At 66.5% G+C, this 26,739-nt stretch carries 27 protein-coding genes and 1 tRNA gene; 17 read left to right on the top strand and 11 right to left on the bottom strand.

Features of this window, described 5'->3' with window-relative positions; genetic code table 11:
- The first annotated feature begins 78 nt into the window (after positions 1 to 78).
- The 3 genes from AC13GF_RS10615 (at position 79) to AC13GF_RS10605 (ending at position 2,660) form a co-directional block, all read left to right on the top strand.
- Positions 79 to 453: a hypothetical protein gene (locus AC13GF_RS10615; protein ID WP_010487000.1), complete on the top strand. Its 375-nt coding sequence runs from the start codon at positions 79 to 81 to the stop codon at positions 451 to 453.
- Between the two features lie 73 nt (positions 454 to 526).
- Entirely contained in the window at positions 527 to 1,210 is a 684-nt protein-coding gene (locus tag AC13GF_RS10610) for a response regulator transcription factor (RefSeq protein ID WP_004136763.1), read from the top strand.
- 25 nt (positions 1,211 to 1,235) lie between these two features.
- Positions 1,236 to 2,660, top strand: coding sequence for an ATP-binding protein (locus AC13GF_RS10605; protein ID WP_032128221.1), 1,425 nt, complete (start codon positions 1,236 to 1,238; stop codon positions 2,658 to 2,660).
- A 298-nt stretch (positions 2,661 to 2,958) separates the two neighbouring features.
- Here the strand turns inward: AC13GF_RS10605 and AC13GF_RS10600 are convergent, their stop codons facing one another.
- Complete coding sequence (locus AC13GF_RS10600) at positions 2,959 to 3,750, bottom strand: M90 family metallopeptidase (RefSeq protein ID WP_483004575.1); 792 nt, start codon at positions 3,748 to 3,750, stop codon at positions 2,959 to 2,961.
- Positions 3,717 to 3,998 (bottom strand): hypothetical protein, encoded by a 282-nt coding sequence (locus AC13GF_RS10595; protein WP_483004574.1) that lies wholly within the window; start codon positions 3,996 to 3,998, stop codon positions 3,717 to 3,719. Before AC13GF_RS10595 ends, AC13GF_RS10600 begins: the two co-directional genes overlap by 34 nt.
- 143 nt (positions 3,999 to 4,141) lie before the next feature.
- Here AC13GF_RS10595 and birA point away from each other — a divergent pair, with 143 nt between their 5' ends.
- From birA to AC13GF_RS10575, 4 genes are all read left to right on the top strand, one after another.
- Positions 4,142 to 5,110 (top strand): bifunctional biotin--[acetyl-CoA-carboxylase] ligase/biotin operon repressor BirA, encoded by a 969-nt coding sequence (gene birA, locus AC13GF_RS10590; RefSeq protein WP_483004573.1) that lies wholly within the window; start codon positions 4,142 to 4,144, stop codon positions 5,108 to 5,110.
- A complete protein-coding gene (locus AC13GF_RS10585) occupies positions 5,107 to 5,838 on the top strand; it encodes a type III pantothenate kinase (RefSeq protein ID WP_483004572.1) in 732 nt (243 codons plus the stop codon). Before birA ends, AC13GF_RS10585 begins: the two co-directional genes overlap by 4 nt.
- A 9-nt stretch (positions 5,839 to 5,847) precedes the next feature.
- Entirely contained in the window at positions 5,848 to 6,696 is an 849-nt protein-coding gene (locus AC13GF_RS10580; RefSeq protein ID WP_483004571.1) for an SPOR domain-containing protein, read from the top strand.
- A 40-nt stretch (positions 6,697 to 6,736) separates the two neighbouring features.
- A tRNA-Thr gene (locus AC13GF_RS10575) sits at positions 6,737 to 6,812 on the top strand.
- Between the two features lie 110 nt (positions 6,813 to 6,922).
- Here the strand turns inward: AC13GF_RS10575 and AC13GF_RS10570 are convergent.
- The 3 genes from AC13GF_RS10570 to AC13GF_RS10560 form a co-directional block, all read right to left on the bottom strand.
- On the bottom strand, positions 6,923 to 7,708 hold the full coding sequence (locus tag AC13GF_RS10570; RefSeq protein WP_483004570.1) for a hypothetical protein: 786 nt from the start codon (positions 7,706 to 7,708) through the stop codon (positions 6,923 to 6,925).
- A gap of 54 nt (positions 7,709 to 7,762) precedes the next feature.
- A complete protein-coding gene (locus AC13GF_RS10565) occupies positions 7,763 to 8,365 on the bottom strand; it encodes a hypothetical protein (RefSeq protein ID WP_483004569.1) in 603 nt (200 codons plus the stop codon).
- Positions 8,366 to 8,593: 228 nt separating this feature from the next.
- Positions 8,594 to 8,998: a hypothetical protein gene (locus AC13GF_RS10560; RefSeq protein ID WP_483004568.1), complete on the bottom strand. Its 405-nt coding sequence runs from the start codon at positions 8,996 to 8,998 to the stop codon at positions 8,594 to 8,596.
- A 597-nt stretch (positions 8,999 to 9,595) separates the two neighbouring features.
- Between AC13GF_RS10560 and AC13GF_RS10555 the strand changes: the two genes are divergently transcribed.
- Positions 9,596 to 10,366: a DUF3011 domain-containing protein gene (locus AC13GF_RS10555; RefSeq protein WP_483004567.1), complete on the top strand. Its 771-nt coding sequence runs from the start codon at positions 9,596 to 9,598 to the stop codon at positions 10,364 to 10,366.
- Between the two features lie 24 nt (positions 10,367 to 10,390).
- Here the strand turns inward: AC13GF_RS10555 and AC13GF_RS10550 are convergent, their stop codons facing one another.
- Positions 10,391 to 10,738 carry a hypothetical protein gene (locus AC13GF_RS10550; protein ID WP_483004566.1) on the bottom strand — a complete coding sequence of 116 codons (348 nt, stop codon included), beginning with the start codon at positions 10,736 to 10,738 and terminating at the stop codon, positions 10,391 to 10,393.
- Between the two features lie 129 nt (positions 10,739 to 10,867).
- Between AC13GF_RS10550 and rocF the strand changes: the two genes are divergently transcribed.
- The 3 genes from rocF to AC13GF_RS10535 all read left to right on the top strand — a co-directional run bounded on the left by rocF (position 10,868) and on the right by AC13GF_RS10535 (position 12,515).
- Positions 10,868 to 11,788, top strand: a complete 921-nt coding sequence (gene rocF / locus AC13GF_RS10545; protein WP_094001609.1) for an arginase — start codon at positions 10,868 to 10,870, stop codon at positions 11,786 to 11,788.
- A gap of 162 nt (positions 11,789 to 11,950) precedes the next feature.
- Positions 11,951 to 12,088, top strand: coding sequence for an entericidin A/B family lipoprotein (locus AC13GF_RS10540; protein ID WP_008266021.1), 138 nt, complete (start codon positions 11,951 to 11,953; stop codon positions 12,086 to 12,088).
- Between the two features lie 205 nt (positions 12,089 to 12,293).
- Positions 12,294 to 12,515, top strand: coding sequence for a CsbD family protein (locus tag AC13GF_RS10535; protein ID WP_004137109.1), 222 nt, complete (start codon positions 12,294 to 12,296; stop codon positions 12,513 to 12,515).
- Between the two features lie 73 nt (positions 12,516 to 12,588).
- On the opposite strand, the gene AC13GF_RS10530 is transcribed toward AC13GF_RS10535, so the two are convergent.
- A complete protein-coding gene (locus AC13GF_RS10530; RefSeq protein ID WP_483004565.1) occupies positions 12,589 to 13,395 on the bottom strand; it encodes a hypothetical protein in 807 nt (268 codons plus the stop codon).
- 108 nt (positions 13,396 to 13,503) lie between these two features.
- Here AC13GF_RS10530 and AC13GF_RS10525 point away from each other — a divergent pair, with 108 nt between their 5' ends.
- The 4 genes from AC13GF_RS10525 to AC13GF_RS10510 all read left to right on the top strand — a co-directional run bounded on the left by AC13GF_RS10525 (position 13,504) and on the right by AC13GF_RS10510 (position 18,111).
- Entirely contained in the window at positions 13,504 to 14,796 is a 1,293-nt protein-coding gene (locus AC13GF_RS10525; protein ID WP_483004564.1) for a tryptophan--tRNA ligase, read from the top strand.
- A 165-nt stretch (positions 14,797 to 14,961) separates the two neighbouring features.
- Positions 14,962 to 15,264 carry a hypothetical protein gene (locus AC13GF_RS10520; RefSeq protein ID WP_483004741.1) on the top strand — a complete coding sequence of 101 codons (303 nt, stop codon included), beginning with the start codon at positions 14,962 to 14,964 and terminating at the stop codon, positions 15,262 to 15,264.
- Positions 15,265 to 15,420: 156 nt separating this feature from the next.
- Complete coding sequence (locus AC13GF_RS10515; protein ID WP_483004563.1) at positions 15,421 to 16,353, top strand: MBL fold metallo-hydrolase; 933 nt, start codon at positions 15,421 to 15,423, stop codon at positions 16,351 to 16,353.
- Between the two features lie 105 nt (positions 16,354 to 16,458).
- A complete protein-coding gene (locus tag AC13GF_RS10510; protein WP_483004740.1) occupies positions 16,459 to 18,111 on the top strand; it encodes a M28 family metallopeptidase in 1,653 nt (550 codons plus the stop codon).
- 127 nt (positions 18,112 to 18,238) lie between these two features.
- On the opposite strand, the gene AC13GF_RS10505 is transcribed toward AC13GF_RS10510, so the two are convergent.
- The gene (locus tag AC13GF_RS10505) at positions 18,239 to 18,535 is read right to left on the bottom strand and encodes a hypothetical protein (RefSeq protein ID WP_483004739.1); all 297 of its coding nucleotides are present in this window, start codon (positions 18,533 to 18,535) and stop codon (positions 18,239 to 18,241) included.
- 67 nt (positions 18,536 to 18,602) lie between these two features.
- Positions 18,603 to 19,937, bottom strand: coding sequence for an MFS transporter (locus AC13GF_RS10500; protein ID WP_483004562.1), 1,335 nt, complete (start codon positions 19,935 to 19,937; stop codon positions 18,603 to 18,605).
- Between the two features lie 223 nt (positions 19,938 to 20,160).
- Between AC13GF_RS10500 and yedA the strand changes: the two genes are divergently transcribed.
- Together yedA and rarD are read left to right on the top strand one after the other, a co-directional pair.
- Positions 20,161 to 21,066 (top strand): drug/metabolite exporter YedA, encoded by a 906-nt coding sequence (yedA, locus tag AC13GF_RS10495; protein WP_054170750.1) that lies wholly within the window; start codon positions 20,161 to 20,163, stop codon positions 21,064 to 21,066.
- Positions 21,063 to 21,962, top strand: coding sequence for an EamA family transporter RarD (gene rarD / locus AC13GF_RS10490; protein ID WP_110710780.1), 900 nt, complete (start codon positions 21,063 to 21,065; stop codon positions 21,960 to 21,962). Before yedA ends, rarD begins: the two co-directional genes overlap by 4 nt.
- A gap of 157 nt (positions 21,963 to 22,119) precedes the next feature.
- Here rarD and AC13GF_RS10485 read toward each other — a convergent pair whose 3' ends face one another.
- Positions 22,120 to 24,978, bottom strand: coding sequence for a TonB-dependent receptor plug domain-containing protein (locus AC13GF_RS10485; protein ID WP_483004561.1), 2,859 nt, complete (start codon positions 24,976 to 24,978; stop codon positions 22,120 to 22,122).
- 428 nt (positions 24,979 to 25,406) lie between these two features.
- Positions 25,407 to 26,729 (bottom strand): ABC transporter permease, encoded by a 1,323-nt coding sequence (locus tag AC13GF_RS10480; protein WP_483004560.1) that lies wholly within the window; start codon positions 26,727 to 26,729, stop codon positions 25,407 to 25,409.
- Positions 26,730 to 26,739: the final 10 nt, after the last annotated feature.

Here is a 26,739-nt window from a genome sequence, read left to right as displayed (position 1 = left end):
GTAAAACGCTGGGTTTCGAACCCGGCGCCGGATTTACGACTTTTGAACGAATCGCCGTGCTCGGCTAGGATCGCATCGATGTCTTCCGCTCCCTTCCATCGCCGCATTGCCCTGGCCACCTGCGTGGTCCTGTCGGCTGTGCCGCTGTCTTCGGCGCTGGCGCAACAGCCGCCGCGTGGCGAGCAGGCGCGGGCGGAGATGATGGAGCGGGGCGAGCGCGGCAACCGTGGCGACGAGCGGTCGCTGTCCGATGCCGTGCGCCGCGTGCAGCGCACCACCGGCGGCCACATCCTCGGCGCCGAGCGCGTGCCGTTCGATGGTCGTGATATCAACCGGGTGAAGTACATGGACGATCGGGGCCGGGTCCGCTACATGGACGACCCTGCCCCGTCGCGTTCACAGCCGCGCACGCCGCGGTCGGATATGTCATCACTACGCGGCGATAACCCCTGAACAGGGATAGTTGTCGCTATCAACCCGTACCCCACAGGCCTCCGGGCCACACCCAGGACACTAGGGAGAGTTCATGCGTATCCTTCTGGTCGAAGACGAAGCCCCGCTGCGTGAGACCCTGGCAGCCCGGCTCAAGCGCGAAGGCTTTGCCGTCGATGCTGCGCAGGACGGCGAGGAAGGCCTCTACATGGGGCGCGAAGTTCCGTTCGATGTCGGCATCATCGACCTCGGCCTGCCCAAGATGTCGGGCATGGAGCTGATCAAGGCCCTGCGTGACGAAGGCAAGAAGTTCCCGGTGCTGATCCTGACCGCGCGTTCGAGCTGGCAGGACAAGGTCGAAGGTCTGAAGCAGGGCGCCGACGACTACCTGGTCAAGCCGTTCCACGTCGAAGAGCTGCTGGCCCGCGTCAACGCGCTGCTGCGCCGCGCCGCTGGCTGGAGCAAGCCGACGCTGGAATGCGGCCCGGTTGCCCTGGACCTGGCTGCGCAGACCGTCAGCGTGGCCGGCAGCAATGTCGACCTGACCAGCTACGAGTACAAGGTGCTGGAGTACCTGATGATGCACGCCGGTGAACTGGTCTCCAAGGCCGACCTCACCGAGCACATCTACCAGCAGGACTTCGACCGCGACTCGAACGTGCTGGAGGTCTTCATCGGCCGCCTGCGCAAGAAGCTGGACCCGGATGGCGAACTGAAGCCGATCGAGACCGTGCGCGGCCGCGGCTACCGTTTCGCGATTCCGCGCAACGAGGGCTGAGCCGGCTCAGCCTGGCGATACCATGATGTCCGGCCGTCTGTGGTTCTTCCGACGCTGGCGGCCGCGCTCCCTGCAGGCGCGCCAGATGCTTGCCGCGTCCGTGGGTCTGGTCGCGTTCCTGGCGCTGGCCGGCTACGCGCTCGACGCCGCCTTCGCCGATACGGCGAAGGCGAACCTGCGTGAGCGCCTGAAGAACTACGCCACCGCCTATGCGGCCGGCATCGACTTCACCCGCGACCGCTCGCTGTACATCCGCGAGCAGCCGCCGGATTCGCGCTTCGACGTGCCGGGCAGCGGCCTGTACCTGCAGGTGGTGATGCCGCACGGCAAGGGCAATTCAATGTCCGCCGAAGGCCCGATGCTGCCCACCGTCGGCGGCGGCCTGCTGGCGCCGCGTCAGGAAGTGTTCGAAGGCCCGCTGCCGATGATCCAGATCGACGGCAGCCAGGGCTCGGTGTACCGCTATGGCCTGGGCCTGGTGTGGGACGCCGACGCCGACCCCGCCACCGAATTCCCGTACACCATCTACGTGATGGAAGACTCGCGCGCGCTGGGTGCGCAGCTGCGGGTGTTCCGTGGCCGGGTCTGGTTCTACCTGGGCGGTATCGGCCTGATCCTGCTGCTGCTGCAGACCGTCATCCTGCAGTGGAGCCTGCGGCCCCTGCGTCGCGTGATCACCGAGCTGACCAAGGTGCAGCGCGGCGAGACCGCGCGTATGAGCGAGCGCCACCCGCGCGAGCTGGAACCGCTGACCGACAGCATCAACGCCTTCATTGAAAGCGAGCGCGAGAACCTCGAGCGTCAGCGCAATACCCTGGCCGATCTGGCGCACAGCCTGAAAACGCCCATTGCGGTGCTGCGCACCCAGATGGACAGCGGCGCGGGCGATGGCGCGCTGCGCGAGGAGCTGGACGTGCAGCTGCAGCGCATGAACAACCTGGTCTCCTACCAGCTGGCACGGGCTGCGTCGTCGGGCCACAAGCTGTTCTCCGCGCCGTTGCCGATCGAATCCAACGCCGAGGAAATCGTGCGTGGCCTGGAAAAGGTCTACGCGTCCAAGGGCGTGCTGTGCGAGTTCGATATCGACCCGGCGGCGCGCTTCCATGGCGAACCGGGCGACCTGCAGGAACTGCTCGGCAACCTGCTGGAAAATGCCTTCAAGTGGGCCAACCGCCGCGTGCTGCTGACCGCGCAGCCGCTGCCGGCACCGAACGCGCGCCGCGCCGGCCTGCTGCTGGCGGTGGACGACGATGGCCCGGGCATTGCCCCGGACGACATCGGCAAGGTGCTGCAGCGTGGCGTGCGTGGCGACGAGCGCGTGCAGGGCCACGGTATCGGCCTGTCGATCGTGCAGGACCTGATCAAGGATTATCGCGGTGAACTGGCTGTGGGCCGCTCCGAGGAACTGGGCGGCGCCCGTTTCGAAGTGCGCCTGCCGCCGGGGCCGTAAGCCGCGCGTTCCCGTCCGCCGGGCATCGCCTGGCGCAACAGCGCGTGGTGTTCCGGTAGTGCCGGCCGCTGGCCGGCAACCTCATGATCTTCGGTGGCAATGCCAGGGTGCCGGCCAGCGGCCGGCACTACCGTGTTTCGATCGTCGGCGGCTCGCCATGGAACCGCCGCAGCCGCGTGTTCCCGTCCGCCGGGCATCGCCTGGCGCAACAACGCAGGGTGATCCGGTAGTGCCGGCCGCTGGCCGGCAACCTCATGATCTTCGGTGCCATTGCCAGGGTGCCGGCCAGCGGCCGGCACTACCGTGTTTCGATCGCCGGCGGCTCGCCGTAGAACCGCCGCAGCTGCGCAGCGACTTCCGGCAACGCCTGCTGCAGCAGATCCGGGGCCGAGAAGTGATACTCGCTGGCTACCGCGAAGAACTCTTCCGGTGCCTCGGCCGCATACGGATCGATCAGCGTTTCCACACCGGCATCCACCTGCACGCAGAAGGCATCGTAAGCCTGCTGGAACGTGGCCGCCCATTCGCGCTGCCATTCGCGTGGCAGCGGCGGCGTGCCGTCCATCGCGCCATCCAGCGCATCCAGCTTGTGCACCATCTCGTGCACCGCCACGCAGTAGCCCTCGTGCGGCGCGGCCAGGTCGGCCTGTACATCGGCCCAGGACAGGATCAACGGACCGCTGTCCCACGATTCGCCAATCAGTTCGTCATCCCACTCATGCAGGACCCCGGCCGCATCCATATGGCTGCGGTGCACGCGGAACGCGTCGGGGTAGACGATCAGCTGCGACCAGCCTTCCAGTCCCACCTCGCCGAACTCCAGCAGCGGCAGGCAGCACAGCGCGGCCAGCAGCACGCCATCGCCGGGCTGCAGCTGCAGCTCGCCGATCGGGGTAATGGTCTTCTCGTGCAGGAAGCGCGTGGCCAGCAGGCGCAGTCGCCCACGACGCCCGTCATCCAGGCCGTGCAGCCACGCCGCGCGTTGGCAGGCGTCTTCCCAAAGTGCATCGTCGATCGGCCGCGGCGCAGGCCGCAGCCACTGCAGCAACGACTTGATCAGCGGAACATTCCCGGCAGGTAGCTGTGCCACTTCGGCGCGCGGATGCGCGGCAGCATGTCGTCGTCGCTGCCGCCGCCGCCGCCGGTGGTGGTGCTGGCCGCCGGGCGTACCGGTGCCGCCTTGGTGCTGGCGGCCGATGCGCTGGCGGTGGGTGCGCGCTGCGAGGCGGCATCGCCATTGGAGGACACGCATGCCCCACGGCTGTCGTCCAGCGCTGCTGTGGCAGACGCCGCGAAGGGCATCGTCAGCAGGATCAGGCAATGGGCATAACGGCGCATTGACGACATCCACGTTAAGGGAAGGTGAGTTCCCGATTCTAGCCCGAACCCGGCGCCCCGATGGAAGCCCCTGCGGCCCACCGGTGGCGGGCGTCGCTGGCGGCTTTCCCGCATAATTCCTTTCTGACTTCGTGGAAGCTGCCGTGGACGATCGCCAATTGCTGGCCAAACTCGCTGCCGGTCGCCTGTCCGGCGACGCCCTGGCCCGTGAGCTGGGTCAGACCCGGGCGGCCATTTGGAAGCGTATTCAAGGACTTAGGGCCGCCGGTGTGGACATCGAGGGCCGCGCTGGCGAGGGCTATGGCCTGGTTCGCCCGGTCGACCTGCTGGACCCGGACGCGATCCGCGCCGGCCTGCCGGCCGACGTTCAGGCCCTGCTGCACGACCTGCAGGTGGCCTGGACAGTGGACTCGACCAACGCCGAATTGCTGCGTTGCAGCGCGCCCCAGCGCGGGGTGAGCGTCCTGCTGGCCGAACGCCAGACCGGCGGCCGTGGCCGTCGCGGCCGTGCCTGGGCCTCGCCGCTGGCCGCGCATATCTACCTGTCGGTGCTGCGCCTGTTCTCCGGTGGCCTCGGCCGCCTGGCCGGGCTGAGTCTGGTGGCCGGCATCGCCGTGGCCGAAGCGCTGCACGATCTGGGCTACACCCAGGCGCAGCTGAAGTGGCCGAACGACCTGATCGTCGGTGGCAAGCGCAAGCTGGTCGGCCTGCTCGCAGAAGGTGGTGGCGAATACGCCGGCCCGGCGCGCGCGGTGATCGGCATCGGCATCAACACGCACATGCCACCGTCGTTCGCCGAACAGATCACCCAGCCGTGGGTGGATCTGGACACGCTGGCTGGCAAGCCGGTGGACCGCAACGTGGTGGTTGCGGCCGTGCTGACGCGCCTGCTGCCGGCGCTGGAAGAATTCGATCGCGAAGGCCTGGCGCCGTTCCTGCCGCGCTACGCCGCGTTCGACATGCTGGCCGGCCGTGAAGTACGGGTGGAACTGGAAGGGCAGTGGCAGCATGGCACCGCGCTCGGCCTGGCCGATGACGGCGCCTTGCGCGTGCGCATCGATGGCCGCGAGCGCCTGCTGCACGCCGGCGAAGTCAGCGTGAGGGCGGCATGAGCGATTGGTTGTTCGACCTCGGCAACTCGCGCTTCAAGTTCGCGCCGTTGCAGGATGACCGTGCCGGTGACGTGCAGGCCTGGGCGCATGGCGCCGAAGGCATGGCCGGGCAGCCGCCACACAGCCTGCCCAGCGGCACCACCGCGTTCGTGGCCAGCGTGGCCGCACCATCGTTGACCAGCGCCATGCTGGACCAGCTGCAGCGTCGCTTCGAGCACGTGCACGTGGTGCGTACCAGCGCCGAATGCGCCGGTGTGCGCATTGCCTACGCCAAGCCGGAAAAGTTCGGCGTCGACCGCTTCCTGGCCCTGCTGGCCGCTGCCAAGGCGCAGCGCCCGGTGCTGGTGGTCGGGGTGGGCACCGCACTGACGATTGATCTGCTCGACGCCGACGGCCAGCACCACGGTGGCCGCATTTCCGCATCGCCCACCACCATGCGCGAAGCACTGCATGCCCGCGCGGTGCAGCTGCCGGCTACCGGCGGTGACTACAGCGAATTCGCCAACGACACCGCCGACGCGCTGGCCTCCGGCTGCGATGGTGCGGCCGTGGCACTGATCGAACGCAGCGCACAGCAGGCCCACACGCTGCTGGGCGTTGCGCCCTCGCTGCTGGTGCACGGTGGCGGCGCACCGGCGCTGATGCCGTTGCTGCCCGGCGCCGACTACCACCCCTCGCTGGTGCTGGATGGCCTCGCCCGCTGGGCGGTGCACCAGCCCGCAGGCTAGTATCCGCGCATGCTGACCCGTGCCCTGATCGTCGTACTGGCTATCCTCAATCTCGGCGTCGCCTGCTGGTGGCTGCTGCGCGATGCACCGCAGAAGCCTGCGCCGCCGCCGCAACCGGCCGGTGTGGCCGAGCTGCGCTGGGTGCCCGGTGGTGTTGATGCGGCTGCGGCTGCCGAGGCCACCGCTGCCGCCCCGACCGCGCCGTTGACGGAGCGCGAGCCGGTGGAGAAGACGGCTGTGGCTGCCACGCCGGCGCCCGCCGCCCCGGCCAAGCCGGAATCTGCCAAGCCGCAGGTGGCTGTGGCTACGCCGGTTGCTGCCGCTGCCAAATCGGTAACACCGCCTGCACCCGTTCCGGCGCCGGAAAAGCCCATAACCCCGCCCGCGACCGCCGAGCCGCCGCGCTGCGTCGCGCTGGGTCCGTTCGCCGACCGCGCCGCCGCGACCAGCGCGCAGGGCAAGGCCGGCGCTGTGCTCAGCCGGGTGCGCCTGCGCGAACAGCCCGCTGCCAGTGGCAGCGCCCGTTTCCGGGTGATGCTGCCGGCCGCCGCCAACCGTGACGAAGCGCAGGCCATCGTGAAGCGTATCGTCGCCGCCGGCCTGAGCGACTACTACATCATCAGCCAGGGCGAGGACATCAACGCCGTGGCGCTGGGCCAGTACCGCAACCGCGAAGGCGCCGAGCGGCGCATGGCGGCGGTGCAGGCCGCCGGCTTCCAGCCGCGCCTGGTGGCCAGCGGCGACGCCGGCCAATGGTGGCTGGAAGGGCAGCTGGCGGCGGGCACGCAGCCAGCCCAGGCCCAGCAGCGCAGCGGGGCGGCACAGAGCCGGTCGCTGGAATGCACGCGGTTGCGCTAGAATCCCCGGACCGCGGCGCTGCCGCCGGTGCACCACCCATGCCGCTTTAGCTCAGTTGGTAGAGCAACTGTCTTGTAAACAGTAGGTCATCCGTTCGATTCGGATAAGCGGCACCATCTTCGATCCCTTGGCATCCGCAAATGCCCACGGAGAACAATCAACCCGCTGCAATGGCGGGTTTTTGTGCGTTGCCGTTCTGGGAAAGAATGGGAGCCTGCAGGCATGTTCACCGTGAGGTCGCAAGGCCCCTTTTGAGTTGACTGCAACGTTGGAGCATACGTTCGCCGGATTGCTCCTTGAGTTGAATGCCGCCATCAGCGAGAAGGGGATAGGTCTCGAGACGGACGCGATAGGCCGCTTGCGAAGACAGCTGCACTGCATCGTCGTCCGTGCCGATGGCGGCTCCAGGCAGCGAATCTTCTCGAACAACGCCATTCACCAGAAGCTGTGCGCAGATGCCGGCGTAGTAGGCGATGCGTTCATCAAGCGCCTGAGGGTGTCTTGTGGCATGACCTAGCGCATGGAATGTCTCGTGTGCGACCAGATCGACAAGGTTCGCAACAGTCCGTTCGCGGTCGTCATGTATCGAAGCCGCAAGTGCCAACGTCTTCCCACCCGAGAACGATCCAAAAGTACGCGACTGTATCGTCGCGGCGGTATCCGTTGGCGCGAGAAGGATCCGGTATCTGTTCGCCTTTGCTTCTATCCATGATTCGGAGAACTTTGCTGCTGCATCAATGCGCTTGCAGGTATCTGCAGCATCAAGCTGTGATCCTGCAGCCATCATGAGCACGATTTCGTGCTGGGTATGCGTGCACTGAAAAGATTCCAGAGGAGGCAAGCTTCTGCGTCCCGGAACAATGGACAGGGACCGGAAGTAGCGGAATGGCCCGAGAGGCGTGGACACCAGCTCGGTGTAGCCATCCGGCGGGATGCCTTGTGGCAATTCAATCGTTGTGGCACAGCCTGCCAGGAGGGAGGTTGCGAATGCGGCGAGTACGACTCCTTTCATCGTTTTTCCCAAAGGTGCGGGTGCTCAAGGCGCACCCGCATCTCCTGTTGTTTACTACATCTCCATGCACAAGTGCGGCGACGGGTGGTTGACACAATCCCGTCCTTCGAACTCCAGGTAGTAGCTCGCCTTGGTAATGCCCTCCTGTTTGGCTTGCCCAGCGATAACCTGCGGGCCATTTCCGTATGCCGAATGGAAGGGGAGCAGGTCGTAGCTCAAGGCATCACCATTACCCACATTGGCGTATATCCAGGCATTCACGGCGTTTGGGTCCGCAACTCGGATCACGGTGCCTGTCCTGACCCAGGAAAAGGTCTGGGACGCGCTGATCGCTCCCGTAGCGACGTTCTTTACCCGAAGCACCGCATTGCCCGTGGCAGGATACGGTATGGTTGATCCGGATGTATCCAGCTCAAACGTCGCGGCATCTGGGAGTACGCTGAGCGAAGACAGCAGGGAGTTGTAAATGCTCTTCTTCCCACCGCCGTCTCCTTCCCAGATAACTTCCATACCTGCCTTGCACTCTCCGCCACCTGCTTGTTTTCCGCTGCACTCGCCATAAGCCCGAACACTCTTCAGATTGCAACCTGTGAACAGGAGTGCGCTTCCCAATGCGATAGTGGAGGCGGCCAATATGCTCTTGGAACTCATTCTCATGCTAGATCTCTCCTTGGTCTAGAAGGATGCGTGGTGTACCGTGGTTTCGAAGCCACGCGGAGCAGTTGACATGAGATCGACAGGGGTAGATGAGACTTCGGTCTTGGTATTGAGTATCCCTCGGTGTCGTCGAGTATCACCCTCGGTAATGAGTCGCGCGTGTGCGAGTGCAAGGAAACACTCCACGACGAAGTAGAATCCGGGCGTTTGTGCAGATCTTCTCGCCAGCTACCTCGTACTCACCTGCAGCGCCACATACTCCGCCAAACCACGGCAGGCCAGCATCAGCCCTTCGCGTGTGCCGTCGCCGATATCGTCTTTCTCTTCCCCATCCACGCGCACGCGCTCTGCGGCGTGGTACAGCTCCAGCAGTGACACCAGGCCCACTGCGGCGCGGTCCCTGCGTGCAGCAGCCACGGCGTCGCCAGGTGTGCCTGCCGGTCCCGGCCACGGCTGTCCGTCGGCGGCATCACCGGCGCGGATGCGCTGCAGGCAGCTGGGCAGATTGATCGGCGCGGGGGCTTCGTTCGCAGCGGCGAAAGCGGCTTCCAACGGCTGCGCCAGTTCGGGCGGCAGGCGCAGGGCGGCCTCGCCCAAGGTGGCGGTCAGGTACGGGTGGTGGTTTCTGGACATGCGGGCATCCTCCTGCGGAACAGAGGCGCCACCGGCAGAAGGTGGCGGGCGATACGTGGTTTCCAATCCCGGGACTGAATGAGCCGGTGGGCACAAGGCCCCCACGCACCGCCCGCCGTCGATCGGCGAACGGATTGCCAGCCGGCGCCGTTCCTCAGAGGACGACGCCGGCTGGCAAGCGTAAACAGCTTTCAGTCTTCGGGTTGGAAATCCCGGCCACCCCGCTGAAGGTGGCGATTCATCATGCGCACGCGAAATCACCGCCTGCCAGTCGTTTGTTTCGATGGCATCGGGTGATCTGAAAGGAAAAATGAATTATCGCGTTTGGCCTGTTTCGAGCAGCGCAATGCCAGAAGCGACAGTTCGCGCAGTGCCGCGAACCACGATACATCCGGCTGTGCCGTCGCTGCCGCACGGCCCATCACGGCCTGGGAAGTAAAGCTGGCTTAACCGTCCCGGCAGAGCTCCAGGAACACCCTATCAGACCTGAATCCCCACGCGCGCCGTCCGGATCTTGATATTCCTCACGGACAGCCCGCAACGCTCCGCCGCATACTGCCGCCACACGCCCATCCTGGGCCCCTTCGGGATCCGCACATGCGTCGCCATGCCCTGTCGCTCACCGTCGCACTGTTGTCCACCGCTTTCGTTACCCCGGCCATGGCCGCCGTGCCGTTCTTCAACGCCAGCTGCCCGGGCGGCATCGATGTGCACGCCGACGATGGCGGGCCGGTCTACGTGCAGGGCCGCGAGGCCACGCTGAAGCGCTTCAACGACCGCTACTTCGAAGCACGCGATGCCAACAGTGGCATCACGCTGTCGATCAGCAGCAACGAGGACGGCACGCCGCAGATCAGCTACACCGGCCGAGGCGGCGCCAATGGCATCTGCCAGATCAGTGCCAGCGGAACGCCCGCACCGTCTGAGCATCGTGACCACCGTCGCCACGATGACGACAACGACCCGGCGCTGCCGCGCGAAGTCACCTGCGAATCCACTGGCCAGCAGCAGGTGTCGTGCGACATGGATACCCGTGGCAACGTGGAAATCGTGCGCCAGCTCAGCCACACCCGCTGCGAACAAGGCCAGAACTGGGGCCTGTCGCGGCACTCGGTGTGGGTGAATGGCGGCTGCCGTGCGGTGTTCCGCAATGTGTCCAAGGCAGCCAACAGCGCGCCGGCGGGCGATACCGCGCTGGGTTCCTGCAACATGCGCAAGGGTGCGCAGGGCACGCTGGTGACCCAGCTACCGGTGGGCAGCGATTACCAGGAACTCATCATCGATTATCCCGATGGCCGCTTCCTGTGCATGATGCGCAACAACGGCCAGGTGCAGAGCGTGACGCCGGTTCGCCGCCGCGGCGGTTGATTTCGTCGCAGGCTGGGACCTCCGTCAGCCGCCTGATGTTCGCAGCAGCACCCACGCCAGCATCAGGGCGAACATGCCAACGAAAGTCAGGCCGAACCAAAGCGCGGCCACCTTCACGTTGCCGATCAACGCCGTCAGCATCCGCTGCGGCTCGCTCTTCAGGATCGGATATTCAGCGTGTGCCTTGCGCAGACGCTGCCACCCCAACCCGAGGAATACCAGAAACGAGAATGGCGTCAGCAGCAGCATCGCCTGCATCAGCCAGCCATTCGGCGACGCATCGATCGAGTTGCTCAAAAAAAGCGCAAAAACGGCGATGGGCAGCGCCACGGTGAAAAAGCGTGGCCACGCGGTATTGATGAAGGGCGACATCGCAATCTTCCATGAAGGACGGTCGGGTCCGCGCGGCATCATGTCATGCCAATGCCCTGCTGCACCGCCGCGAGTGGTGTCACACAGCTCTGGCTAGACTGTGCTTCTTTTTCCACGCAGGAGGCACCCATGGCCCATCCCATCTCCGTATCCCTGATTGGCGTTCCCACCGATGTGGGTGCGGGCCATCGTGGTGCCCGGCTGGGGCCGGAAGCGCTGCGCGTGGCCGGCCTGCCGGAGGCGTTGGAAGCGCGTGGGGTGGACGTGCGCGACCTGGGCAACCTGGATGGCCCGCGCAACCCGTGGACCGCGCCGGTGGAAGGCTACCGGCACCTGGATGAAGTGGTGGCGTGGAACCATGCGCTGATGGAAGCCAGCTATGCCGAACTGCAGGCCGGCCGCATGCCGATCATGCTCGGTGGCGACCACTGCCTGGGCATCGGTTCGATCACTGCGGTGGCGCGCTGGTGCCGCGAGCAGGGCAAGACCCTGCGCGTGCTGTGGCTGGATGCGCATTCCGATTTCAACACCAGCGATGTCACCCCGTCGGGCAACATCCACGGCATGCCGGTGGCCTGCCTGTGCGGCCTTGGCCCGGATGCGTTGACCCGCCTCGGTGGCACCGTGCCGGCGATCACCCCGGCGCAGATGCACCAGATCGGCATCCGCTCGGTGGACCCGGACGAGAAGCGCTTGATCAAGACCCACAAAGTGGATGTCTATGACATGCGCTACATCGACGAGAACGGCATGAAGCGCACCGTGGAGGCGGCGCTGGCCGGCATCGACGAGAACACCCACCTGCATGTCAGCTTCGATGTCGACTTCCTCGACCCCAGCATCGCACCGGGCGTGGGCACCACCGTGCCGGGCGGCGTGAACTACCGTGAGGCGCAGCTGGTGATGGAAATGATCGCCGACACCGGGCGCATGGGGTCGCTGGACATCGTTGAGCTCAACCCCTTGCTGGACAAGCAGAATGCCACCGCCGAACTGGCCGTGGACCTGGTCGAAAGCCTGTTCGGCAAGTCCACCCTGATGCGTGACTGACGGCTCCGCCTGAACGGATCTGTGATCCGTTCACACCCGCTCCACGCGTCTGCCGCCAGATTGCACTTCACGCGGCGGCGGTGGGCATTGGCCTTCTCCCGCCGAGCGAAACAATCCCATCCGCGAATGAAGCGGTGTAGCGGTGAACCCAAGGAGAAGCCCATGAAGCGCGTAGTTGCCCTGATGCTGTTGTCGATGTTCTCGGTGGCCCTGCTGGCCGGTTGCAACACCATTGCCGGTGCCGGCAAGGACGTGCAGAAGGCGGGCGAGAAGGTCGAGGACACCGCGAAGGGCCGTTGAGCCCTGCACGGAACGGAAAGAGAAAAAGGCCGGGGATTTCCCCGGCCTTTTTTTGTGCGCGCGCTCTGCTGCAGGGCTGTGCAAGCGGAGTGAACCATTCAAGCAGGTGAGCATCTATTTCATTGCCGGTTGACCGGTATTCAACGGCCGCTGCGCGAAGCTGGAGCCACGGTAAGAACGCCGTTGCAACCAAGGACTCCCAGCAATGAACAAAGACATCATTTCCGGCAAGTGGTCGCAGCTGAAGGGCAAGGCCCAGGCCAAGTGGGGCGATCTGACCAACGACGACTTCGATGTGGCCGAAGGTAATGCCGAGTATCTGGCCGGTCGCCTGCAGGAACGTTATGGCTGGGCCAAGGACCGCGCTGAGAAGGAAGTCCGTGAGTTCCAGGACAGCGTGAGCAAGGACTATCCGGACTACAAGTAAGCGCTACGGTTTCCCCCACAACACAACGCCCGCACCGAAAGGTTGCGGGCGTTGTGTTGTCTGGGCGGAAGGATCAGCGCGCCGGCGGGTCCGGCACGTAGCGGTTGGGGAACGCCTGCGGTTCGCGCGGCAGGCGCGACGGCGAATCCACCAGGATGCCGCGTGCGCGCAGGTTGCGGGCGCTGTCGTAGCGCAGCTGCAGAACCTGCGCCGGGCTGCGGCTGGCGCGTTCGAAGTCGGTATCGCGCACCGAGGACTGCTCGCGTGCGCCGTGGCCGGTACCCAGCGCCGGCGCCTGCGACTTGCTGGCGTAACCCTCGATGCGGCTGGCACTGGCGTTGGCACTGGCATCGGCCGCTGCTTCGGCCGCCGGGGCGGGTGCTGGCAGGCCACGGCGCAGGATCGGCTGCGGGTACCAGCGGCGCGCCTCCTCGAACACCGCCACGCCGACCACACCGATGTTGTCCGGGCGGCCGGTGCGGCTGGCATAGCTGCCGCTGGGGCTGCTGAACACGAACTGCGCCACTTCATCCTGGCTCTTGCGCCAGCCGGTGATGTCGGCGCGCTGGCCGGGGTTGAGCACGTAGCCGGTCTGCGAGGGATCGGCATCTTCGCCGGAGATGGCGTTGACGCCGTCCACCGACAGCACCACCAGCACCCGGCGCGGGCTGTCGTTGTACAGGCGCACCGCGTAGCGGTGGCCGCGCTCACCGGCCACCCAGCGCTGGCCCTCGGCGGGGTAGCTGCGCAGTTCGGTGCCGCGGTCGCGGTCGACCAGGGCCATGCGCACGGGGCCGCCCTCGTACACCGGCGGTGGCATCGGGGCGGGGCGGAAGCCGGCCAGGGGCAGGATCAGCAGCAGGGGCAGCAGGCGTTTCATCGGGCGTCTCCAGCGGGGTTGCGTGAATGAACGCGCCGCAGGCCCTGACGGGGTTGGTGGCGTGCAAGGTAAACTGGCCCCGTTCATCGAAGGTTACCCCACGCAGTCATGACGACCCGAGTCCTTACCGGCATCACCCCCTCCGGCACGCCCCACCTGGGCAACTACGTTGGCGCCATCCGTCCGGCCATCGCGGCCAGCCGCGCCCCGGGGATCGAGAGCTTCTTCTTCCTGGCCGACCTGCACAGCCTGATCAAATCGCAGGACCCGCAGCGCACCCAGCGCGCGACCCTGGAGATCGCGGCCAGCTGGCTGGCCTGCGGCCTGGACCCGGAACACGTGTGGTTCTACCGCCAGAGCGACATCCGCGAGACCACCGAGCTGATGTGGTTCCTGACCGCCATCGCCAGCAAGGGCATCCTCAACCGCGCGCATGCCTACAAGGCGGCGGTGGACAAGAACCGCGAGGAAGGCGTGGACGAGGACGCAGGCGTCAGCGCCGGCCTGTTCATGTACCCGGTGCTGATGGCGGCCGACATCCTGATCTTCAAGGCCAACCAGGTACCGGTGGGCCGCGACCAGATCCAGCACATCGAGATGGCGCGCGATTTCGCCCAGCGCTTCAACCACGTGTACGGCAAGGAGTACTTCCCGCTGCCGGACGTGGTGATCGACGAGCAGGTGGCGACGCTGGCGGGCCTGGATGGCCGCAAGATGAGCAAGAGCTACCACAACACCATTCCGCTGTTCGTGCCGCGCGAGGAGCTGAAGAAGCTGGTGTTCTCGATCCTGACCGACTCGCGCGCGCCGGGCGAGCCGAAGGATACCGAGGGCTCGGCGCTGTTCCAGATGTATCAGGCCTTCACCACCCCGGAACAGACCGCTGAATTCGCCAAGGCCTTCGCTGCGGGCATCAGCTGGGGCGATGCCAAGCAGCAGCTGTTCGAGCGCATCGACAGCGAGCTTGCACCGCTGCGCGAGCGCTACAACGCGCTGATGGCCGAGCCGGAGAAGATTGAAGCGCTGCTCAAGCGCCGCGGCCAGCAGCTGCGCGAGCAGCTGGCGGCACCGCTGCTGGACGAGCTGCGCCATGCCGTGGGCCTGCGTGACCTGTCCACGGCGGGCGATATCGCCAGCGAGGATGCCGGCGTGGCCCGCGTGGCACCGCCGCTGTTCAAGCAGTACCGCGAAAAGGATGGCCGTTTCTACTTCAAGCTGACGGCCGGTGACGGCACGCTGCTGATCCAGAGCGAAGGCTTCGATTCGCCGCGCGATGCGGGGCAGTTGATTGCCGTGATCAAGCAGGCCGAGCAGGGCGACCAGCTGCAGAGCGAGCTGTTCAAGCTGGACGCCGAAGTGGACGCCGTGCTGGCGGCCTTGGCCGCGCTGCGCGAAGCGTAAGGGTAGTGCCGGCCGCTGGCCGGCAACTGCACAGAATCGCCGGCCAGCGGCCGGCACTACCACGGCATTTGCATAGGAAATGCCGGCCAGCGGCCGGCCCTACCCGCGAACGAAGGTCGTGGCATGATGTCCGCGCGCCTCAGGCGCGATGACATGGAGTCTGCGATGGCCTGGTTGTCGCTGCTGCTGTTCCTGCCCTGGTTCCTGCTGCTGGGCAGCCTGTACTGGCTGTTCCCGCGCCAGCCGCGCACCGCGCGGCGGCGCCTGTTCGATACCACCACCCTGGTGCTGGCATTCGCCCTGAGCATCGTGTCGATGCTGTGGGGCTACCGCATTGGCGTGGTGCAGCCCGGCGCCGGCCCGATCTGGCCACAGGTGCTGGCGGTGCTGTATGCCTACGGCGCGTTCCTGGCAGTGCTGGTGCTGGCGCTGCTGCTGCGGCCGCGGTTCGCATTGCGCTGCGGCTGATCGGTAGTGCCGGCCGCTGGCCGGCAACTGCATTCAACCGGCTACCCCGAGGTTGCCGGCCAGCGGCCGGCACTACCCGACCAAAGCCGCATCGAACCCGGGCCGCCTGCGCGCCTACCATGGGCGTCTGTTCCCGATCCTGCCAGATGCGTGCCGATGACCGCCGACCCCAGCATCCACACCATCGATACCGGCTTCCAGCGTCCCGACTTCGACGCGGCCTATCTGATCGTTGAAAACGGCCGCGCCGCGTTCGTCGACTGCGGCACAGGCCTGTCAGTGCCGGCGATGCTGCAGGCGCTGGCGGACGCCGGCCTGGGCGTGGAAGCAGTGGACTGGTTGCTGCTCACGCATGTGCACCTGGACCACGCCGGCGGCGCCGGCCTGCTGATGCAGCAGCTGCCGAACGCAAAGGCGGTACTGCACCCGCGCGGTGCGCCGCACATGATCGACCCGACCCGGCTGATTGCCGGTGCTACCGCCGTTTATGGTGCCGAGGAAATCGCCCGTAGCTATGGTCGCATTGAAGCGATTCCGGAGCAGCGTGTGGTGGTGGCCGAAGACGGCCACCGCATCGACCTGGCCGGCCGCGAGCTGTTGCTGCTGCACACGCCGGGCCATGCGCTGCACCACTACTGCGTGTGGGATGCGCGCAGCCGCAGCTGGTTCACCGGCGATACGTTCGGCATCTCCTACCGCGAGCTGGACAGCACGCAGGGCGCTTTCATCTTCCCGACCTCGTCGCCGGTGCAGTTCGATCCGGAGGCGATGAAGGTCTCGATCCAGCGCATGCTGGGCTACGGCCCGCAGGCGATGTACCTGACCCACTACGGTCGTGTGGAACAGGTGGAGAAACTGGCCGACGACCTGTTCGAGCAGATCGATGCAATGGCGGCCATCGGCCGCCAGTGCGATGGTCGCCCGGACCGCCACCGTTGCCTGCTGGCCGCACTGCAGGCGCTGTACCTGGAACGTGCACAGCTGCATGGCTGTGCGCTGGACGATGCGGCGGTGACTGCTGTTCTGGCGATGGACATCGAACTCAACGCGCAGGGCCTGGCGTGCTGGCTGGACCGCATCAGCAGGTAGATCCACGCCATGCGTGGATGACGTGGGCCCAGGCTGCGCCGTGATGTCACGACCACGTTACACTCTGGTGACTTCCAAGCTAGCCGTGGTACTGCCGTGAATCCGATGCGCGTGTTGCTGCTGTCGTCCTGCCTGTTCGTCGGTGGCCTGGCCCATGCGGCCAACGACCTGCCGGGTGGCGGCATCGATCCGCAGGCACTGTCGCGCCACGTGCGTGTGCTGGCGTCGGATGAATTCGAGGGCCGCGCGCCGGCCACCGAGGGCGAAGAGCGCACGGTGCAGTACCTGATCGAGCAGTTCCGCAGCTATGGCCTGCAGCCGGGTGGTGTGGATGGCAGCTGGGTGCAGCCGGTGCCACTGGTGCGCGCGCAGCTGGAGGGCCCGGCCAAGGCCAGCCTGTCGCTGAAGCAGGGCAGCCGCGCGCTGGCCAACGGCGTGGACGTGACCCTGCAGAGCCTGCAGCCGCGCAAGCGCGTGCAGATCAGGAACGCCCCGCTGGTGTTCGTCGGCTACGGCATCGACGCACCGGAACGCCAGTGGAACGACTACAAGGATGTGGACCTGCACGGCAAGATCGCCGTCGTGCTGATCAATGACGCCGATTTCGAAGCCGATGCGCCGGGCGCGTTCGACGGCAAGGCGGTGACCTACTACGGCCGCTGGACCTACAAGTTCGAGGAAGCCGCACGCCGTGGCGCCGAGGGCGTGCTGATCGTGCACGAGACCGCACCGGCCGCCTATGGCTGGGCCACGGTGAAGAGCTCGGGCACCTCGCCGCTGTTCGACATCGAGCGCGGCCAGACCGAGGCGATGGCGCAGCACACGCCGCTGCGCGGCTGGATGCAGCGCGAGCTGGCCGAGGCGATCTTCGCCGACGCCGGCCTCGACTTCGATGCCGAGAAGCGCAAGGCGATGCGTGCCGACTTCCGCCCGGTGGCACTGGACAACGCCAAGCTGAGCGTGGATTTCGCGCTGAAGCGCGAGCAGGTGGTGACCCGCAACGTGGTGGCCAAGCTGCCCGGTGGCGAGCATGGCGACGAGGCGGTGATCTTCTCCGCGCACTGGGATGCGTTCGGCATCGGCCAGCCCGACGCCAAGGGCGACCGCATCCGCCGCGGTGCGATCGACAACGCCACCGGCGTGGCCACGGTGCTGGAACTGGGCCGCGTGTTCGCCGCCGGCCCGCAGCCGCAGCGCACGCTGTACTTCGTGGCACTGACCGCCGAAGAGAAGGGCCTGCTGGGCGCCAGCTACTACGCCGCGCACCCGCTGGCGCCGTTGGACAAGACCGCTGCAGTGCTGAACATCGAGATGTTCAGCCCGGATGGCGCGACCCGTGACATCGCTTCGTGGGGCAAGGGCCGGGTGTCGCTGGAAGGTGATCTGGAACGTGTGGCCAAGGCCCGAGGCCGCAGCTACAGCCCGGACCCGAACCTTGAAGCCGGCTTCTTCTACCGTGCCGACCACTTCGCCTTCGCCCGTCTGGGCGTGCCGGCGATCACCATCGGCCCGGGCCTGGACAAGCTGGACGGCGGTGTTGAAGCCGGCCGCGCGCTGCGCGAGAAGTACTTCGCCGACTGCTACCACCAGGCCTGCGATGCCTGGACCCCGAGCTGGGACCCGAGTGGCCACGCCGCTGACACCCTGCTGGTCTACGACCTGGGCGCCGAGCTGGCCAACAGCCGCCGCTGGCCGACGTGGGAAAAGGAATCGGAGTTCCGCGGCGCGCGCGACAAGAGCGAAGCGGCCCGTCGCTGAGGTAGTGCTGGCCGCTGGCCGGCAACTCCCTGCTCTTTCCGGAGGTTCATGAGGTTGCCGGCCAGCGGCCGGCACTACCGAAAGAATGTTGAGTTGCCGGCCAGCGGCCGGCACGATCGGGTGTTCGTCAGCGCCGGCGCAGCAGCTTCCATGCGCCCCAGCCGCCGGCGGCGAGCGCCGCCAGATAGCACGCCACCATCGTACGCAGGCCAACCGGTGATCCTGCATTGATGCCGCGATGCAGGCGCAGTTGCAGCGAGCTGTGGCCGCTGCCCAGGTCCACCGCCAGCTGCAGCGCCAGCGCGCCGCAGAACACCAGCAGGGCGATCCCGAATCCGATGCGTGGCCACGCGGCCTGTGCAGTGGGGCGGCGCAGCAGCCAGGCCAGTGCCGTGGCTGCGGCCAGCGTCGCCGCGATCCACATCAGGGGCGTGGCGGGAGACGCAGCGGCCACCGGCAGTGCACCGGTGGCCGCGATCAGGGCAACGCGCTTACTTGCGGGTGCCGTCGAGCCAGTTCGGGCCCTTGTTGGTGAGGAAGAACACATAGACCACCAACGATACCGCGATCGTGGCGGTCACGTAGATGGCGAACCAGTCGACGTGGCCGGTCTTCAGCGCGCCCTGGTACAGCAGTGGGGCGGTGCCGCCGAACAGCGAGTTGGCCAGCGCGTAACCCAGGCCCACGCCCAGTGCACGCACGTGGGTGGGGAACAGCTCGGCCTTCACCACCGCGTTGATCGAGGTGTAGCCGGTGAGGATGACGAACGCCATGGCCAGGGTCAGGAAGGCCAGGGTGGCGTCATGCTGGTGCGGCAGCTGGGTGATCAGGTACCAGCTGTACAGCACGCCGCCGACGCCGAAGAACACCAGCAGGGTCTTGCGGCCGATGATGTCCGACAGCCAGCCACCGACCGGTTGCAGCACCATCAGGAACGCCAGCACGCCCAGGTTGATCAGGGTGCCGGTCATCGGGTCGTTGCCGGCGAAGGCGCTCTGGATCATCTTCGGGCCGTTCACCGAGTAGGTGTAGAAGGCCACGGTGCCACCGGCGGTGATCAGGAAGCACAGCAGCAGCGGCCGCCACTGGTGCACGAACAACTCGTACATGGAGCCAGACTTCTGCGCCTTGCCTTCGCGCGCGGCTTCAATGGACGACTCCGACAGCGACTCGTCCATGCCCTGGCGCAGCCAGAACACCACCACCGCGGCGATGCCACCGATGCCGAAGGCGATGCGCCAGCCCCACTCGGAGATCTCCGGCTTGCCCCAGAAGGTCAGCATCAGCAGCAGGGTCAGCTGGGCCAGCACATGGCCGCCGACCAGGGTGACGTAGTGGAAGGAGGACAGGAAGCCGCGACGGCCGGGAATGGCGGCCTCGGACATGTAGGTGGCGCTGGCACCGTACTCGCCACCGGTGGCGAAGCCCTGCAGCAGGCGCGCGAACAGCAGGATCACGGCGGCCCAGATGCCGATGCTGGCGGCGGTAGGGGTGATGGCGATCAGGAACGAGCACAGCGCCATCAGCGTGACCGAGACCGTCAGTGCCAGGCGGCGGCCGTGGCGGTCGGCGAAGCGGCCGAAGAACCAGGCACCGATCGGGCGCATCAGGAAGGTCGCGGCGAAGATCGCCCACACGTACATGGTGGAGTTCTTGTCGTCCGGCGAGAAGAACTGCGATTCGAAGTACACGGCGAACACCGAGTACACGTAGACGTCATACCACTCCACCAGGTTGCCGGCGGAGCCCTTGAGGGTGTTGGAGATCGACCGCCGCAGGGCGGCGCGGTCGTTTGCGGGTACGGCAGGTTGGGACGTGGTGCTCATCTGGGTGGGAATCCTCGATGCGGCGCGTCCGTGCGCAGGGAAAACGGCGCCCGGCCTTGGGGCGGCGCGGCCGGGCAGCCCTCTTGGTACTGCATCGGCCGTCAACACGGGGTAGCAGACCAGAGCAGGGTGCATGGATGGATGACAGCGTGCCACCGTCCGGGGTCCCGGACCATACTCAAAACGTCCTAGAATCCGCCTTCCCCCGGCTCCCTGGTGTGTCATGTCGGCTCCCCCTTCTTCGTCTGCGGCTGCCCCCCGGGGTGGCCTTGTCGCGCTGGCCTTGCTGCTGGTCTACGTGGTCTGGGGCTCGACCTACCTGGGCATCGCCAAGGCCCTGCACGGCGGCGCGCTGCCGCTGACGATGGTCTCCGGCAGCCGGTTCATCATTGCCGGTGGCCTGATGTTCCTGGCCTTGCGCCTGTTCTGGAAGATGCCGAACCCGACCCTGCGGCAGTGGCGCAACCTGGTGGTGATGGGCGTGACCATGCTGGTGCTGGGCAACGGCATGGTGGTGCTGGCCGAGCGCGAGGTGTCTTCGGGCCTGGCCGCTACGGCGGTGGCCTCGGTGCCGCTGTGGATGGCGCTGTTCTCGGCGCTGCGCGGCCAGCACGCCAGCAAGGGTGAATGGCTGGGCATCGCGGTCGGCTTTGTCGGCGTGGTCTGGCTCAATGCCGGCAGCAGCCTGACCGCCTCACCGACCGGGCTGGTGCTGCTGCTGATCGCGCCGATCGGCTGGGCGTTCGGTTCGGTGTGGTCACGTGGCCTGGACCTGCCGGGCCCCTTCATGACCGCGGCCGGGCAGATGATCTGCGGCGGCGTGCTGCTGGTACTGATCGGCCTGGCCGTGGGCGAACGCCCGACCACGCTGCCCGACACCGGCGGCCTGCTGGCGATGGCCTACCTGTGCGTGTTCGGTTCGATCGTGGCGTTCACCGCCTATGTGTGGCTGCTGCAGAACGTGCGCCCGGCGCTGGCGGGCAGCTATGCGTACGTCAATCCGGTGATTGCCGTGCTGCTGGGTGCTGCATTGAATGGTGAACGCTTTGGATGGCGGGACTTCCTCGCCATGGCGGTGATTCTTCTGGGTGTGGTGGTACTGACAATGGCAAGGACACGAAAGAAATGAGCATGGACGAGAAAGAACAACGCCGGGGCCTGCTGGTCACTGCCTCCACCTTCGTGATCTGGGGATTGGTGCCGGTGTACTGGCACCTGCTCAACGAGGTGCCCTCGTTCCAGATCATCGCCCACCGCATCATCTGGAGCACCGTGCTGGTGCTGGGCTGGCTGCTGCTCAGTTCGCGCCTGGGCTGGTGGCAGAAGATCGCTGCGCAGCCGCGCGCGCTGCCGATCCTGCTGGTGTCGAGCCTGACCATCGCCTTCAACTGGGGCCTGTACATCTGGGCGGTCAATGCCGGCCACGTCATCGAAACCAGCCTGGGCTACTTCATCAACCCGCTGGTGAACGTGCTGCTGGGCGTGCTGGTACTGAAGGAGCGCCTGCGCCGCCTGCAGTGGGTGGCGGTGGCGATGGCAGCGGTGGGCGTGGCCTGGCTGACCATCGACGCGGGCACGCCACCGTGGATCGCGCTGGGCCTGGCCTGTTCGTTCGGCCTGTATGGCCTGCTGCGCAAGCTGGTCTCGGTCGATCCGGTGGCCGGCCTTGGCGTGGAGAGCATGTACCTGTTCCTGCCGGCGCTGGCGTTTGCGATATGGGCCGAGAACGGCCATGGCGGCGCGTTCTTCCACGGCTGGGGCTGGCGCAATGACCTGCTGCTGATCTTCGGTGGCGCAGTGACCGCAGTGCCGCTGATCGGTTTCGCCTACGGCGTGAAGCGCATTCCGCTGTCGCTGGTCGGCATCCTGCAGTACATCGCGCCGAGCCTGCAGCTGCTGCTGGGGGTGTTCTTCTTCCACGAAGCGTTCGATACCGCCAAGGCGATCGGTTTCGCCGCGATCTGGGCCGGCCTGGTGCTGTTCGTCGGCGACAACATCCGCACGATGCGCGCCGCAAGGCGCTGACCGGGACGGGGTCGCATGAAACGGGGTCAGAGCCCTTCACGGGGCGAAGGGATCCGACCCCGCTTCCCGTAAAAAAGAACGGCGCCCCGAGGGGCGCCGCTCTGCTTCCATCCACAGCCAGGAGAGAGTTGGCTGTGGCGGGAACGCGGTTGCAGGCTTAGAAGCGCTGCTGGTACTTCATGTACATGAAGCGGCCGATGTCGAAGCCACCGTAGTAGGTGAAGCTGCTGTTCGGCTGGCTGTACATGATCGGACCCTGGTGGTTGAACACGTTGTTCACGCCCAGCGACACGGTGCCATCCCACGGCAGGCTGTAGCGCACCTGCAGGTCGTGGAAGGTGTTGGAGCCCACCTTGCGGCTCGGCTGCGCATCGGTGTACGGCGAGACGAAGCCGGCCATGTTGCAGTCCGGGCCACCGCCCAGGTCATACGAGCAGGCTTCCTTCATGCCCGAGTAGTAGCGGGCGGTCCAGCCAATGCCCAGGTCGCCGTACTGCCAATCCAGGTTGAAGGTCGAACGCACGCGGAAGTTGCCCTGCCAGCCGGTCTTCTGCTCCACCGGCGTGGTGGCGGCGCTGTCGTTGCGCTGCTCCAGGTAGTCGGTGTAGGTGGTGTTCCAGTTGATGGCGAACTTGCCGTACGCGGTTTCCGGCAGGCGGTAACGCACACCGATGTCATAGCCGGCGGTTTCGCGGTAGCCGGCATTGACCAGCGAGCGATCCAGCGCGGTCACCTGGCCACGGGTGGCCGCAGCAGTGGAACGGGTGAAGCGGCCGCAGGCCGAATCCACACCCTGCACGTAGCACTGGTTGAGGATGTCGGTGGCCGACTCGCCCACGATGGCGTTGTTGATGCGGATCTTCCACCAGTCCAGGCTGACGTCCAGGCCCTGCACGAATTCCGGGCTGTAGACCAGGCCGACGGTCCAGGTCTTGGCGGTTTCCGGCTTCAGTTCCGGGTTGGAACCCGAGTTGAAATCGGAGGTGGCCTGCTGGCCCGGGCGGTTGGCAAGGTTGCCGTCCGCACCGGTCTGCTGACGGAAGTTGGCGGGCACATTCAGCGCCTTGCAGCGTGCGGCCACGGTCGGGCTGCTGGCGGCGATGCCGAACTTGGTATCGCACGGATCGGTGAACGAATCGCGGCTGGACACTGCGCCGCCGTAGAGATCGTCCACGGTGGGTGCACGGAAGCCGGTACCGTAGGTCGCGCGCACCAGCAGGCTGTCGATCGGCTTCCACTTCAGGCCGAACTTGCTGTTGGTGGTCGAACCGAAGGTGTTGTAGTCGGTGTAGCGGCCGGCCAGGTCCAGCGACAGTTCACGCGCGAACGGCATGTCGGCCAGCAGCGGTACCTGCAGTTCCAGGTAGACCTCGTTGAGCGAGTAGTCGCCACGGGTCGGCTGGCCGGTGGTGCCGGCGATCTGGCCCTTCTGCACCATCAGGTCCGGGGTGTAGCTGGCCTCTTCGCTGCGGTGCTCGAAGCCCATCGCGGCCATCACGTCGCCGGCTGGCAGGGTGAACACCGAACCGGAGATGTTGGCGCTGGCGACCTTGGTGGTGCTCTTCATCTTGTCGACGAAGCGGGTGAACAGGTAGTCCTGCACGTCCTGGTTGCTCAGCGAGCCCGGGCCCGCATAGCCCATCGGTGCGGCCGGGTTCCACGGCACGCAGCCGGCGATCACCGCACCCGGGGTGCCGCAGCGTGCCACGGTGCCATCCATGAAGGATGGGCCGACTGCCAGGTCGACGTGCGGCTGGTACATGCTGCCGGTACCGATGCGCTCGCCTTCATTGCGGTTGTACATGTAGCTGACGTTCCAGTCCCAGTAACGCGAACCGGTTTCGAAGCTGCCTTCCAGGCCGACGCTGGCGCGCTTGGTGTCCAGGTTGTTCTCGGTGCCGCGCGGCAGTTCTTCAGTGCGGTGCGAGAACAGCACGTCCTGGCCCCAGTGGTTGAACGCGCTGTCCTTGGACAGGGCGGCACGGGTGCCATTGCGGGCTTGTGCGGCCGATACCGAGTACGGGTAGCCGGCCAGGTGCTTGGTCGACTCGCGCTTGCTGTACAGCGCGTCGGCCACGATGCGCAGGTTGTCGGTGATCGAGAAACCACCGTTGGCGAACACCGAGGTGCGCTCCAGACCACTCAGCAGGCTCATGTTGGTCTTGGCGTTGGCACCATCAGCCGGGTCCGGCGTGTGGAAGTTGCCAGCCAGGCTCGGATCACCGCCCGGGCCCACGGTCAGCGGCTTGCCGCCGACGGTGACGGTGCCCCACTGGGTGGTCGGGCTCAGTGCGTCGACGTCATCGGCGTGGCGCGGGCCACCCGGGTAACGGCTGAACTCGCGCTCGCTGCCGAGGATCTCGTCTTCCTTGGTGCGCTCGGCACCGACGCTGAACCAGCCGCGGTCGAAGGTCTTGCCGAAGGTGGCGCTGTAGGAGCGCTTCTGGCCGTCGCCTTCACCGTACTGGCCGACGTAGACGCTGGCTTCGCCACCGTCGAAGTTCTTGCGGGTGATGATGTTGACCACACCGGCGATGGCGTCCGAGCCATACAGCGCGGAGGCGCCGTCGGTCAGCACTTCAACGCGCTCGACAATCGCCGAGGGAATCGAAGCCAGGTCGGAGTAGCCGCCGGCGCTGACGCCCATGCGGCGGCCGTCGATCAGCACCAGGCTGCGTTCCGGGCCGAGGTTGCGCAGGCTGACGTACGTGCCGCCGAAGTCGCGCGAAGAACTCAGCGACGACGAGCGGCTCAGGCTCGGAGCGCCGGCGGCGGTGACGTCCTGCAGGATGTCGGCGACGTTGATGTAACCCTTCTTCTCGATCTCGGCGCGGCTGAGCGCGACGACCGGCTGTGCGGTCTCGACACTGGCCTGGCGGATGCGCGAGCCGGTGATTTCGATGCGGTCGAGGTTGGTCGGGGTATCGCCGGCGCTCTGTGCGAAGGCGGGGGTGGTGCAGCTGGCGGCCAGCGCGATGACGATCGCGTTGCGCAGCGGATTGGTTTTCAGGGACATCCGTGAAATCTCGTGTTTCAGGAAAAACAAGCGCCCGTTCTATGGACGCGTGGGGTGCTGCAAACCAACGTGGGGGGCGCGATTCTAGAATGTTTCCATTCGTAACTGTTTGTCTCTGCGCCGCGGATGGGCGCGAAAATGAATCGCAACCAACAATCCACAGATGCGATGTGCGCAACGTCACGCGCGTTGCGTTTGCGATGGGCAGAGGCATCGATAGCGGCGTATTTCCCGCAATCTGTAGCCGTGCGCGTGGGCCGGCATCCATCCACGCATGGCGTGGATCTACCGGACGTCCTGGCTCATCACCAAGCGTGGATGCGCCGCATCAGTAGATCCACGCCATGCGTGGATGGCGCGCAAAAGAAAAGGGACGGAGCCTTCGCTCCGTCCCCCTGCGTGATGCGCAGTCCGCCGCTGCGTGATGCTCAGGTTTCGCGCAGCGCCGTGGTGATCGGCAAACGTGCCGCGCGCAGCGCCGGGAACAGGCCGCCGACCAGGCCGATACCCAGCGCCCATTTCAGTCCGGTCCACAGCAGTTCCGGCGACACATGGAACTTGAACACCACCGCGCTGAAGTTGCTGCCGATGGTGGACACGCTGTAGCCATTGAACAGCAGCCACGCCACCGCACACCCCAGCAGGCCACCGAGCAGCGCCAGCAGCATGGTTTCCAACATCACCGCCGTCACCACCGGCAGGCCACGGAAGCCGATCGCGCGCATGGTGGCGATCTCGCGCGCACGCGTGGCCACTGCGGCATACATGGTGTTGAGCGCGCCGAACACCGCACCCACCGCCATGATCGTGCCGATCACCTTGCCGAGGATGTCGATCAGCTTGGTCAGCCCGCCGCCCTGCTTGCTGTAGTAGGCGCGGGTGGTTTCCACGTCCAGCTTCAGGCGCGGGTCGGCGGCGACGGCGGCCTTGAACTGCTCGAAGCCGGGCTTGCCATCGGTGCGCACGCTGATCGACTGCCAGGCGCTGCGCTGGTAGGTCGTGGCCAGCGTATCGGCGTCGGTCCACAGTTCCGAATCATGTGCATCACCGGTGGCGAACACGCCGACCACGGTCCAGGTCTGGTTGCCGAGCGTCAGCGTCTTGCCCACATCCAGATCGCGGAACTGGCCCCTGGCGCCCTGGCCGACCACGATCTCGCGCAGGCCAGTGGCGAACCTGCGGCCTTCGACGATCTTGACCTTGTCATGCACCGCCCACGCCTGCGGGCCGACGCCGCGGAACTGCGCGTTGACGTCGGTGCCATCGGACTTCGACACCAGGTTGACCACCTGCGACAGCTCCGGTGACAGCAGCGGCCGGCCCTCGGCATCGCGAGTGATGCCGGGCAGGGTGGACAGCGTCGGTACCTGCTCGCGGGTGATCACCGAGTTGGTCTCGGCCTGCGAGCCGCCGCGCAACACGATGGCGGTGGTGTCATCGCCGGTGTTGTTGAGCGTGGCCTGGAAGCCTTCGCCCATCGCCAGCATCGCCACCAGCACGCCGACCACGCCGGCGATGCCGACCACGATCACCGAGGACGCGCCCCAGCGCTGCGGCAGGCTGGCCACGCCGATGCGGGTGGCGGCCAGCGCCAGCCGTCCGCCACGGGTCAGCAGCAGCCACAGCGCTACCAGCGCGGCCAAGGCCAGCACGCCGAACCACGGCAGGCTGATCCACAGCACCAGGCCGATCACCAGCAGCAGCACCGTCACGCCGTTGCCCAGCCACTTCTTGAGTTTGCTCTTGAACATGTGGGTGTCC

This window comes from Stenotrophomonas sp. 22LJNL06-5-1 (genome assembly GCF_056861455.1).
Note: the sequence above shows the minus strand (reverse complement) of the source record. Positions and strands in the feature narration are given on the sequence as shown.